The 11,793-nt window shown below is 74.2% G+C and carries 8 protein-coding genes; 4 read left to right on the top strand and 4 right to left on the bottom strand.

Annotated features, from left to right (window positions below; all coding sequences use genetic code 11):
* Nucleotides 1-410, bottom strand: a 410-nt coding sequence (locus ABD481_RS43325) for an EsaB/YukD family protein (RefSeq protein ID WP_344671756.1), incomplete at its 3' end; no start/stop codon positions are given.
* 92 nt (nt 411-502) lie between these two features.
* Between ABD481_RS43325 and eccCa the strand changes: the two genes are divergently transcribed.
* The 3 genes from eccCa to ABD481_RS43310 all read left to right on the top strand — a co-directional run bounded on the left by eccCa (nt 503) and on the right by ABD481_RS43310 (nt 8,856).
* Entirely contained in the window at nt 503-4,612 is a 4,110-nt protein-coding gene (gene eccCa, locus ABD481_RS43320; RefSeq protein ID WP_344671755.1) for a type VII secretion protein EccCa, read from the top strand.
* Entirely contained in the window at nt 4,609-5,925 is a 1,317-nt protein-coding gene (locus ABD481_RS43315; protein ID WP_344671754.1) for a S8 family serine peptidase, read from the top strand. Before eccCa ends, ABD481_RS43315 begins: the two co-directional genes overlap by 4 nt.
* A 99-nt stretch (nt 5,926-6,024) precedes the next feature.
* Nucleotides 6,025-8,856, top strand: coding sequence for a protein kinase domain-containing protein (locus ABD481_RS43310; RefSeq protein ID WP_344671753.1), 2,832 nt, complete (start codon nt 6,025-6,027; stop codon nt 8,854-8,856).
* 4 nt (nt 8,857-8,860) lie between these two features.
* Here the strand turns inward: ABD481_RS43310 and ABD481_RS43305 are convergent, their stop codons facing one another.
* From ABD481_RS43305 to ABD481_RS43295, 3 genes are all read right to left on the bottom strand, one after another.
* Nucleotides 8,861-9,256: an ArsR/SmtB family transcription factor gene (locus tag ABD481_RS43305; RefSeq protein ID WP_344671752.1), complete on the bottom strand. Its 396-nt coding sequence runs from the start codon at nt 9,254-9,256 to the stop codon at nt 8,861-8,863.
* 68 nt (nt 9,257-9,324) lie between these two features.
* A complete protein-coding gene (locus ABD481_RS43300; protein WP_344671751.1) occupies nt 9,325-9,657 on the bottom strand; it encodes a DUF397 domain-containing protein in 333 nt (110 codons plus the stop codon).
* Complete coding sequence (locus tag ABD481_RS43295) at nt 9,658-10,767, bottom strand: helix-turn-helix domain-containing protein (protein ID WP_344671750.1); 1,110 nt, start codon at nt 10,765-10,767, stop codon at nt 9,658-9,660.
* Nucleotides 10,768-10,996: 229 nt separating this feature from the next.
* Here ABD481_RS43295 and ABD481_RS43290 point away from each other — a divergent pair, with 229 nt between their 5' ends.
* The gene (locus ABD481_RS43290; protein WP_344671749.1) at nt 10,997-11,671 is read left to right on the top strand and encodes an ATP-binding protein; all 675 of its coding nucleotides are present in this window, start codon (nt 10,997-10,999) and stop codon (nt 11,669-11,671) included.
* Nucleotides 11,672-11,793 lie beyond the last annotated feature (122 nt).

Here is an 11,793-nt window from a genome sequence, read left to right as displayed (position 1 = left end):
GCCGCGAGCGCCAGCGCGCCCAGCGCCGGCCCGCCCCACCGGCCCGCCGCCGCGTGCAGCCGGTCCTCGCGTTCCCGGACCGCCGTGGCCAGGCCGCCGAGCACGTCGTCGAACACCGCGGCCGGCGCGGCGCCCCGGCGCGGCCGCAGATACAGCGTCTCGCCGTCCTGGACCCGCAGCTCCGAAAGCGTCCGGGCCTCGGCCAGCGGCGCGCCGCCGAGCCGCTGGAGCACCCAGCCGTCGTGGACCAGCCCCTGATCGGCCAGGTCGGGCCCGGCGAAGCTCAATACCGCTGGTAGGCAGTCCGCCAGCGGGACCGCCGTCGGCAGCGCCAGTTCGAGCACGTTGGCGGGGGTCGCTATCGACAGCCGGCACAAGTCGGTTTCGAGCAGCGCGGCGCGATTGCTCAACGTCGTGTCTTCCTCCCTATCCGGACGGACCTGACAGGTGGTCGACTATCGCCGGTCGCGCGGACCGTCCGCCAGGGGAAGCAGAGCGAACGTTGAGCATCCGTGAATACCGTCCGGTGCCACGACGCACCGCACCGCCCCTCCCGCAGGGGGAGATCACCTTCCAGGAACCGCCGGCCGTCCCGGAGGCCGCCCCGGGCGGCGTCGGCCAGGCCCTGATGGCCGTTCCGATGGCCGCCGGCAGCGGCGCCATGGCCCTGATGTTCCTGCAGCCCGGGGCCCGCGCCATGAACTACCTGGCCGGCGGCATGATGGCGGTGTCGTCGCTGGGCATGGTCGGCATGCAGCTGGGCCGCGGCGGCGGCGACAAGCGGTTCAAGCTCGCCGGCGACCGCCGCGACTACCTGCGGCACCTGGACCAGAACCGGCGGCAGGTGCGCCGGCACATCGACGCCCAGATCAAGGCCCTGAGGTGGCGGCACCCGGAGCCGGCCGGGCTCTGGTCGACGGCGCTGAGCAGCCGGCTGTGGGAGCGCCGGCCCGCCGACGCCGACTTCGCCGAGGTCCGGCTGGCCACCGGGCCGATGGCGCTCGCGGTAAGGCTGGCGCCCCCGCAGACCAAGCCGGTCGAGGACCTGGACCCGGTCTCGGCCAACGCGCTGCGCCGGTTCCTCCAGGCCTACAAGACCATCCCCGACCTGCCGATCGCCGCCAACCTGCGGGCCTTCGCCCGGGTGGCGTTCGACGGCGACGGCCCGGCGGCGCGCGCGGTGGTGCGGGCGCTGCTGACCCAGCTCGCGGTGCTCCACAGCCCGGAGCACCTGCGGATCGCGGTGCACTGCGGCGACGGGACCCGCGAGCGGTGGGAGTGGCTGAAGTGGCTGCCGCACGTGCTGCATCCCACCGAGTGCGACGCGGTCGGCCGGGTGCGGCTGATCAGCGACAGCTTCGCGGACCTGGAGCGGCTGCTCGATCCCGGCGACTTCCGGGAGCGCGGGCCGCACGATCCGTCCGCGCCGCCGGTCGCGCGGGAGCCGTTCACCGTGATCCTGCTGGACGGCGGCGAGCTGCCGCCGGACCATCGCGCGCTGCGGGCCGGGTATCGCGACGCGGTGCTGCTGGACCTGACCGGGGCGTCGGCCGGGGCCGGCGTCGCGACCGGTGCCGGGACCGAGACGCCGGCCGGCACCCTGCGGTTGCGCACCGCGCGGACGGGCTCGGACGCCACCGTGTCCATGGTCGCCCCGGGCCGCACCGGCGGCGAGGAAGTCAGTCCGCTGGGTCGGGCCGCCACGCTGAGCACGGCCGAGTCCGCCGCCGTCGCGCGGATCCTGGCGCCGCTGCGGGTGGCCGGGCTCGGCGAGTCCGCCGGGCGCGGCGGCGGCGACATCCCGTTCACCGGCCTGCTCGGGATCCGGGACGCGCGCGCCCTGGAGCCGGCGCAGACCTGGCAGGCGCGGCCGAACCGGGAGCGGCTGCGCGTCCCGATCGGCCTGACCGAGCAGGGGCTGCCGGCCGAACTGGACATCAAGGAGGCCGCGCAGGGCGGCACCGGTCCGCACGGGATGATCATCGGCGCCACCGGTTCCGGCAAGAGCGAGCTGCTGCGCACGCTGGTGCTGGCGATGGCGGTGCGCAACGACCCGGAGATCCTCAACTTCGTCCTCGTCGACTTCAAGGGCGGCGCGACGTTCCTGGGGCTGGACAAGCTTCCGCACACCTCGGCGGTGATCACCAACCTGGCCGACGAGCTGCCGCTGGTGAAACGCATGTACACGGCGCTGCACGGCGAGCTGGTGCGCCGTCAGGAGCTGTTGCGGGCGGCCGGGAACCACGCGTCGCTGCGCGATTACGAGGCCGCGCGCAGTTCCGGCGCCGCGCTGGCCCCGCTGCCGTCGCTGTTCCTCGTGGTCGACGAGTTCAGCGAGCTGCTGGCGGCGCACGCGGAGTTCTTGGAGCTGTTCGTGATGATCGGACGGCTGGGCCGCTCGCTCGGCGTGCACCTGCTGCTGGCCTCGCAGCGCCTCGACGAGGGGCGGATCCACGCGCTGGAGGGCCACCTGTCCTACCGGGTCGGGCTGCGCACGTTCTCGGTCGGCGAGTCCCGCGCGGTGCTCGGCGTCGGCGACGCCTACGACCTGCCCTCGACCCCGGGCCACGGATTCCTGCGCTGCGGCACCGATCCGCTGATCCGGTTCCGGGCCGGGTACGTCTCGGCGCCGTACGCGGCGCCGAAGGCCGGCCCGGAGGCCGACGACTCGGGCCGTCATCACGTGATCCGGTACCGGTCCTCGTATCTGGCACCGCGGATCGCGCCGGCGGCCGAGGCCGAGTCGGCGGAGTCGGCAGAGCCGGAGGAGGAGCTCACCAGCCCGCCGGTCTCCGAGAGCACGCTCCAGGTGCTGGCGTCCCGGCTGGCGGGCCGGGGCCGGCCGGCGCACCGGATCTGGCTGCCGCCGCTGTCCGCCCCGCCGACGCTGGACGCACTGCTGCCGGAGGCGGTCGCGGCGCTGACCGGGGGCCTGCCCGAGCCGGACCCGGCGGCGGCCGGCTACCGGAGCGCGGCGGCCGGGACCCCGACGCCGGCCCGCGGCGTGACCGGCCGGGACGACACGCTGCTGGCCGTGCTCGGCGTCACCGACCGGCCGTTCGAGCAGCGGCACGACCCGCTGGTCGCGGATCTGGCCGGGGCGGCCGGGCACGTGGCCGTGGTCGGCGCGCCGCTGTCGGGCAAGTCGACGCTGCTGCGGACCCTGATCAGTTCCCTGAGCCTGCGCTATCCGCCGCGCGACGCCCAGTTCTACTGCCTGGACCTCGGCGGCGGCGGGCTCACCGCGCTGGCGGATCTGCCGCAGGTGGGCGGGGTCGCCGGGCGGCTGGAGCCGGAGAAGGTGACGCGGACCGTCGCCGAGACGCAGACGCTGCTGGCCGAGCGGGAGCAGGCCTTCGCCGCGGCCGGCATCGGCTCGATGAGCGAGTACCGGCGGCGGTGCCGGGCCGGGGAGTTCCCCGCCGACCTCTCCGGCTCCGCCGGCAGCCGGCACAGCGGCGACGTGTTCCTGGTCATCGACGGCTGGTTCACCTTCCACCAGGACTACGAGCGGCTGGAGCCGGCGATCCAGGACATCGCCGCCCGCGGCCTCGGGTTCGGCGTGCACCTGGTGATCACCGCGGCCCGCTGGACCGAGGTCCGGCCCTGGCTGCGCGACCTCATCGGGACCCGGCTGGAGCTGCGGCTCGGCGACCCGATCGACTCCGAGGTGAACGCCGCGCTGGCCAAGGAGGTCCCGGCGGTCCCGGGCCGCGGCCTGACCGCCGGCCGCCTGCACTTCCTGGCCGCGCTGCCGCGGCTGGACGGCGACCCGGATCCGGGGAGCCTCGGCGAGGGCACCCGCGACCTGGTACGGCACCTCGCCAAGGCGCATCCCGGCCAGGCCGCGCCGCCGGTGCGGATGCTGCCCACGCTGCTGCCCGCGGCCCGGCTGGCCCGGCCGGCCGCGCGCACCGCGGTGGCCCTGGGCTGGGACGAGACCCGGCTGGAGCCGGTGGTGCACGACTTCGCGAGCACGCCGCACCTGATGGTGTTCGGCGAGAACGAGAGCGGCAAGACCAACCTGCTGCGGCTCGTCGCCAGGGCGGTGACCGAGCGCGCGGAGCCCAAGGAGGTCAGGGTCCTGCTGGCGGACACTCGGCGGCGGCTGCACGACGCGGTCCCGTCGAGCAAGCAGCTCGGGTACGCGGTGACGCCGACGGCGCTGGAGGAGCTGCTCAAGGAGATCGCGCCGGTGCTGGTGCAGCGGGTGCCGGGACCGGACGTGGAGCCGGGCCGGCTGGCCGCCCGCGACTGGTGGACCGGGCCGGAGCTGTACCTGGTCGTCGACGACTACGACCTGATGACCGGCAGCCGCGGGACGCCTCTGGCGCCGATCCTGGAGCTGCTGCCGCAGGCGGCCGAGATCGGGCTGCACCTGGTGCTGGCGCGATCGACGGCCGGGGCCGCGCGCGGGATGGGCGACCCGGTGCCGCGCCGGTTGTGGGAGCTGGGCACGCCGGGCCTGCTGCTGTCGTGCAGCAAGGACGAGGGCCAGTTCCTCGGGGACGCGCGGCCGATGCGGCTGCCGCCGGGGCGGGCGCAGCTGGTCAGCCGGCGGAATCCGACGATGGTGGTGCAGACCGCGTGGGCCGGGGAGGAAGCGGCGTGAGGCGGGGTGGGGGCGCGGCGGTCGGTCCGTTGGCCCGGGTCGCGGCGGCCGTCGCGCCGGGCCGGGCGGCGGCTGTTGCGCGGGGTCGGGCTGAGAGGGTTGTCGCGCCGGGTCGGGCTGCGGCGGTCGGCCCCCTGGCCCGGGTCGCGGCGGTCGTCGCGTTGGGAGCGGGGTTCGTGGTCGTCCCCGGCGTCGGTGGGTCGTCCGCGGCTGCCGACGCGTGCACGCCCTCGGTGACGCCGGTCGCGGTGTCGCCGGGGATCCCGTGGACCCAGACCACGCTGCGAGTCGCGGACCTGGCGCCGTTCGTTGCCGTCGGCGCCGCCCCGGTGAAGGTCGCGGTGCTGGACTCCGGGATCGATGTCTCGGCGCCGCAGCTGGCCGGGGCCGTCGATGTCGCGGCCAGCGTGTCGGTGGTGGATCCGAAGGCGTATCCGCCGACCGCCGACGCGCTGGGCCACGGGACCATGGTGGCCGGGATCATCGCGGCTCGGGCGCGGCCCGGCGTCGGCGTGGTCGGGCTGGCCCCCTCGGTCGTCAGCCTGTTGTCGATCCGGGCCTACCGGACCTGCGAGACCGAGGACGCCCCGCTGGCGCGGGGCATCCGCGAGGCGGTCGCGCGGGGCGCGAGGATCGTCAACGTCTCGGCCGGGACCTCGGCCGACACGCCGGATCTGGCGGCGGCGGTGCGCGCCGCGCAGGACGCCGGGGTGCTGATCGTGGCCGCCGCCGGGAACCTGGGCGACCAGCGGGACGGCGATCCGCCGCAGTACCCGGCCGCGTATCCGGGGGTCGTGGCGGTGGCCGCGACCGGGCCGGACCGCGCGGTGGCCGGATACTCGGAGCACGGGCCCTATGTCGGCCTGACCGCGCCCGGCGGGACCTCGCAGGCCCCGGTGATCGGGATCGGTCCCGGTGCTTCCGGGACGCTGGCCGCGGGGATCGGGACGTCGTTCGCGGCGCCGTTCGTCACCGCGACCGCGGCGCTGGTGTGGAGCCGGAATCCGGGGCTGACCGCCGCGCAGGTGCGTCAGCGGCTGTACGCGACGGCGGACCGGATGGCGGCCGGGGCGCCCGACGAGAGCTACGGCTGGGGAGTGGTCGACCCGTACGCCGCGCTGACCGAGGTCGCGGTACCGGATCCGCAGGGGCCTACCACAAGATCGGCGGAACCGTTGACCATCAGTGCTGTCCGGAAGCCGTCCGACACCTCGGGCCGGGCGTTGGTGATCGGGGGAGGCGGGATACTGTCCGCCGGGGCTGTCGCCGGCGCCCGACGGCTGGTCCGGCGCCGACGCCCGGGCAGCGCGTAGCAGTGCGCCGGCAGCCGTCCGAACCAATCCGCGTCAGGCCGTGTCAGGCCGACCGAATCCGACCGAGTCCGACCGACGAGATCCATGGGGAACCGCATCATGTGGGGTGAGGGAACCGTCCTGGCCGGGCGCTATGAGCTGCGCCGGCGAATAGGCGGCGGGTCGATGGGCGACGTGTGGCAGGCGCAGGACACGGTGCTGAGCCGGCTGGTGGCCGTCAAGATCCTGCTTCCGGCGCTGCTCGACGACCCGGGCTTCGCCGCCCGCTTCCAGACCGAGGCCAGGGTGCTCGCGGCGCTGAACCACCCCGGCATCGTCTCGGTCCATGACTACGGGGAAACCACTGATCCCCGCACGGCCTTCCTGGTCATGGAACTGATCACCGGACGGCCCCTGTCGGACCTGCTGGACGACTCCGCTCCGCTGTCCGAGGCGGCCACGCTGACCCTGGTGTCGCAGACCCTTGACGCTCTGCAGGCGGCGCACGACCAGGGCATCGTGCACCGCGACGTGAAGCCCGCCAACCTCATGCTGCGCGGCGGCTCGGTGGTCGTCACCGACTTCGGCGTCGCCCGCACCGCCGACGCCCGCCGCCTCACCACCGCCGACATGGTGCTCGGCACGGCCGTCTACGCCGCCCCCGAACAGGCCCGCCACAGCGCGGTCACCGCCGCCGCGGACCAGTACTCGGTCGGCGTCATCGCCTACGAATGCCTCACCGGCGCACCGCCCTTCGACGGCGACACCCCGCTCGGCATCATGATGAAGCACCTCCAGGAACCGGTGCCGCCCCTGCCCGACACGGTCGCCGCTCCGCTCCGCGACCTGGTGCTGCGCGCCCTGGCGAAGGACCCGGCCGAGCGCTTCGGCAGCGCGAAGGAGATGGCCGAGACGGCCCGGCGGATCGCGGCCCGGGCCGCGTCCGAGGCCCGGATCGGGCTGAAGGAGGACAGCTTCAGGGCGGGGGTGGGGCTGGAGGCGGACCTTGCGGCACCGGAGGGTGCGGCGGAAGGGCTGTCGGACCGCGATTTCGTGTCGTTCACGGTGCTGGCCAAGGGAGAGGCGCAGGAGCCGGAAGACGCGGAGGAGGCCGAGGAGTCCAAGGAGGCGGGCCCGACCGGGGCCGGGGAGGCTGCGCCGTCCGACGGCGACTCGTGGGAGATCACGCCGACGTGGGCGTCGTACGGCGTGGGGACGCCGACGAGCGGGAGCACGGATTGGGCATCCTTCACGGTGCGGCCGGAAGCGGAATCGCAGCAGGCTGCGGAAGCCCCGAGCGCGTCGGCGGACGGGGACACGGCCGGAACCGTTCCGCTGCCGGACGAGAACGAGGTCGGAACAGTTCCGCTGCCGGACGGCGAGGCCGAGTCGGCAGCCGGGGCTGGAGCCGGGGCCGCCGAGCGCCCGGGGCGTTTGGTGCGCGAGGATTCATTTACCGCCGGGCTCGCGCATCTCGACGACGAGCAAGCCGAAGTGCTGGCGGCGGGTCCGGCCGCGCCGAAATCCGGGAGGTTCCGGCGCAAGGGACGCGATGCTGCTGCGGCGTCGGCATCAGTACCCGAGCCGGGTTCGGCGGCTGTATCGATCCCAGCGCAGGACCCGGCCGAGGAACAGGCTTCTGCCGAGGCTTCGGATCCGGCACCGGAACAGGCCGATTCGGATCCAGTTCAGGAAGAACAAGATCCTTCGGATCCGGCGCCGGAGCAGGCCCTTTCGGATCCGGGTCAGGAAGAGGAACCTTCAGATCCTCCGCCCTCCGCTTCCGAGCCCGACCCGCCCGCCCCCGCCCCCGAGCCCGACCCTGAGCCTGACCCCGACCCCGAGCCCGAGCCCGAGCCCGACCCCGAGCCCGCAGCGCCACAAAAGCACCGCAGCGCACGCGAGGACTCGTTCACCGCGGGCGTCGGGATCGCCTCCCCCGACACCGGCTCCGTCGCGACCGACCCGCGCGAACGGGAATCAGAACTCCTCGATTCCCCCGCCCTGAACCACCGTCCCCGGACGCTCGTCTTCAGCGGTGTGGCCGCTCTGGTCGCGGCAGTGGTGGCGGCCGCGGTGGTGTACCCGCTGGCGCGGTCCGACTCGGCGGCTTCGGCAGCTTCGGCGGCGTCGGTGTCGTCGTCGGCCGGTTCGGGCGCGACTATGGGGCCGACTGGTACTCCGTCGGTCGGTGCGGTGGTGAGTCCGTCGGCGGGCAGTGTTCCGGGCAGCGTTCCGAGCGGTGCGTCGACCAGCATTCCGAGCGGTGCTTCGGGCAGTCCGGCACCTATGCCCGCACCTCCGTCGTCTCCCGGGCTCACGGCTCCGCCTCCGCCGGTGTCGGTGTCGGTGTCGACAAGTCAGGTCTCGAAGTCCGCGGCGGCCAGCAGTCATCCGTCCGGTACGGCGAACCCGCCGCCCTCGACCGTCGGGCCGACCAAGGCGCCGAGCTCGCCGCCGTCCTCCGCGCCTGTCTCGTCGGCGCAGCCCCCGCCGCCTCCGCCGACCACGGTCGTGCAGCGGAGGACCGGGATGCTCACCAACGTTGGGGACGGCGGCGCCATCGACGTCTACGGCAACTCCACCGGCGCGCCCATCTACACCGACGGTTCGACGTTGGGCGTGCAGGGGACGTCGAACCGGCAGGGGCAGACGTTCCAGATGACGGCGACCACCGTCGGCGGGCAGACCACCTATCAGTTCGGCGACGGGCTGGACACCAACCAGATGATCCAGGCCGACGGCGGCGGCAAGATCGTCCTGTACCACTGCTCGTGCGGTGACGCCGGGCAGGTGTGGTGGCTGTCCCGGGACTCCGCCATGCCCTCGGGGGCGTACTACGTGCACAGCAGCCGGTACGGGGACTGTCTGACCGACAACGGGATGGGCGCGGACGTCTCGCTGAAGCCGTGCACCTCCGGCAGCAAGGCGCAGCAGTGGTACCTGCCGTGAGCTGTCAGAGGTCGTAGGGGATGCCGCCGACCGCGTGCTCCGCGTGGCCGACGATCTCCTCCAGCATCCGCCGGATATGGCCGCCGCGCAGGCGGTACAGGCGCGCGCGGCCCTCGGCGCGCTGCTCGACCAGGCCGCCGAGGCGGAGCTTGGCCAGGTGCTGACTCGCGGCGGTCGGGGTGCAGCCGGCCGTCCCGGCCAGTGCCGTGACGCCGAGTTCGCCGCCGCGCAGCGCCCAGAGCAGGCGCAGTCGGCTCGGCTCGGCGAGCAGGTCCAGGAAGCCCACCGCGGTGTCGACGACCGGGTCCGGCAGCGTCGGGTGGTCGGGGCCGTGGCGGTGGTCGGCCGCGGGACCCGCCGGGTCGGCGGGGGTCGGGGGCTTCGCGCCTTGATGGGCCATGCGCGCCATCCTCTCACTCACGCGCAGGCGGCCCCATTCCGGACGGGACGGAACGGGGCCTGAGTCGATCAGGCGGAGTCGACCTCGAATTCCTCGGCCTTGACGCCGGCCAGGAAGGCGGCCCACTCGGACCGGGAGTAGACGATCACGGCGCCGTCGGGCCGGCGCGAGTGGCGGACGCCGACCGAGCCGTCGGACAGCCGGGCCACCTCGACGCAGTTGGTCGCGCCGTTACTGTGGCTGCTCTTGCGCCAGGCGGCGCCGGACAGGTCGGAAGCGGACAGGGTGAAAGCGGTCAGGTCGAAAGCAGTCGGATCTGTGGCTGTCAGGTCGGGACCGGCCGGATCCGGGGCGGACCCGGACCGGGTCGTACGGGTGTTGCCGGTGTTGCGGGTACTCAACTAGCTCTCCATCTTCGTCAGCAGGTCGGCAAGCCAGCGCGCCGACCTCTCGGGGGAAAGCGCCGCGGCACGCAGTTGATCGAAGACCGACGCGTAATTGCGCACTTCGTGGACAGTCTCCAGGAAATGCGTTCGCGTTAGGTTATCAAGGCATACCACATCGTTTTCCAGAGGATTACCGAATCCTACAATCGCGAAAGGCTCATCGAGGCCGGAATGGGCACCTGCCGAATGGGTGATGATCTGGATCACCACATTCGGTCGGCGGGATTCGTCGAGGATCCGTTCGACCTGCCCGCGCATCACCGCGGGTCCGCCGACGAGCTGTCGCAGCGCGCCCTCGTGCATCACCACCCGCAGCCGCAGCGGGTCGGCGCCGCCGAGCATCCGCTGCCGGGTGCGGCGCACGGCCACCAGGGCGTCGACGTCCAGCGGCTCGCTGCGCACCCGCCAGGCCTCGGCCAGCGCGCGGGTGTAGGCCTCGGTCTGGAGCAGCCCGTGCACCAGCTGCACGGTGTGCGCGTCGATCGTGGTGGCCGCGGCTTCGACGCTGATGTAGTCGGCGTACGGCTCCGGGATGGCCCGGCGGTAGTACTGCCACCAGCCCTTGTCGCGGATCTGCCCGGTCAGGCTCAGCAGCGTCGTGCGCAGGTCGTCGTCCTGCACGCCGTAGACGTCCAGCGCCGCGGCCACGTCGATCCGGCGCAGCCGGCCCTGGCCGTTCTCCAGGCGGGACAGCGTGGAGTCGGAGATCTCCAGGCGCTCCGAGGCGCCCTGCAGGGTGAGGCCGGCGGACAGCCGCAGCCGGCGCAGGGCGGCGCCGAGCCGGCGGCGGCGGATCGGGGGCGTGGCGGTGGCGGTCGGCGCCCGCGACCCGGACGCCGCCCCGGCGGCCCCGGGGGACGGCGTCAGGGCCGCCGCCATGGCAGCCCCCTTCGACGCCGCCTTGGACGCCGCCGCGGCCGTCTTCGCGGGGCTCGCGGGGCGCGCGGGGCTCGCGGCCGGATTGGCGCGCGGCGCGGCCGGATTGGCCTGCGGCGCGTCGGCGGCCTGGCTCGGGTCCCCCGGGCGGGACCGCCCGCGGGGTCCGGGAACTTCTGCGGATGTCATCGCCACCCCCTGGCGTTTCGCTTTTGCGATCGACGCCATTGTGCCCGAACGGAGCCTGGCGATTTCATCGATTCCCGTGCGCGAGTCCGCCCGCGGTGGGATATTTCATTACGGGGTGCGCGCTGGGGGAGTCAAGTCGCGCAGACTTCGACGATGTGAGGCTGTCATGCAGCAATTACGCCACCCCGCCCCGGTGTGCCGCACTGGCGGACACGATACCGGCGGCGGGGTGGCCGTCCACGGGACCGCCGGGGATCCGGCCGGGTCGCGGACCTCTCAAAGCACTGCCTTGTATTGGTCGTTCCCGGGCACCGCCCTGGACGTGAGCCTGTCGCGGCGCTGGCTGGCCGCCGCGGCCGAAGCCCTCTGGGGCGCGGGCGAGGACACCGATCGGCTGGTCCTGGCCTACAGCGAGGTGGTCACCAACGCCGTCGTGCACGGCCGGGGCCCGGTGACCGTCTCGGCGCGGCTGCGCGCCGACGGCGCGGTCTGCGAGGTCGCCGACTGCTCGGCCCATCCGCCGCGGTCCCGCCGCGCCGATCCCGAGGACGTCTCCGGACGGGGCCTGGACCTGCTGCGGCAGAGCGTCGACCGGCTGCGGGTGATCGCCGAGGAGATCGGCAAGACGGTCCGCTTCGAAGTCGCCCGCGGGAGCGCCGGGTCCGGAGGAAGTCCGCCCCCGGAGTCCGCCGAGGGTCCGGTCGACGTCCCCGCGCGGCGCCACCGCGCGGGCCCGGCGCACGGCGCGGCCGGTGGAATCGGTGCGGTCGGCGGAATCGGCGCGGCCGGTGGAATCGGTGCGGTCGGCGGAATCGGCGCGGCCGGTGGAATCGGTGGCGTCGGCGCGGCCGGAGGAATCGGCGGAATCAGCGGAGTGGGTGGGATCGGCGGGGCCGGCGGATAAGGACCCGCCGCACGAGCCGGCCCGCGACCGGATGGTCCGGTGGTCGCGGGCTCATGCCGAGGGCGGGCCGGTCGACCCGGCCCGCCCTCAACGGTCGAGCGGTGCCGCCCCCAGCGGCAGGG

It is taken from the genome of Catenulispora yoronensis (genome assembly GCF_039531695.1).
Classification (GTDB): domain Bacteria; phylum Actinomycetota; class Actinomycetes; order Streptomycetales; family Catenulisporaceae; genus Catenulispora; species Catenulispora yoronensis.
This window is presented reverse-complemented; position numbering and strand designations above follow the sequence as displayed.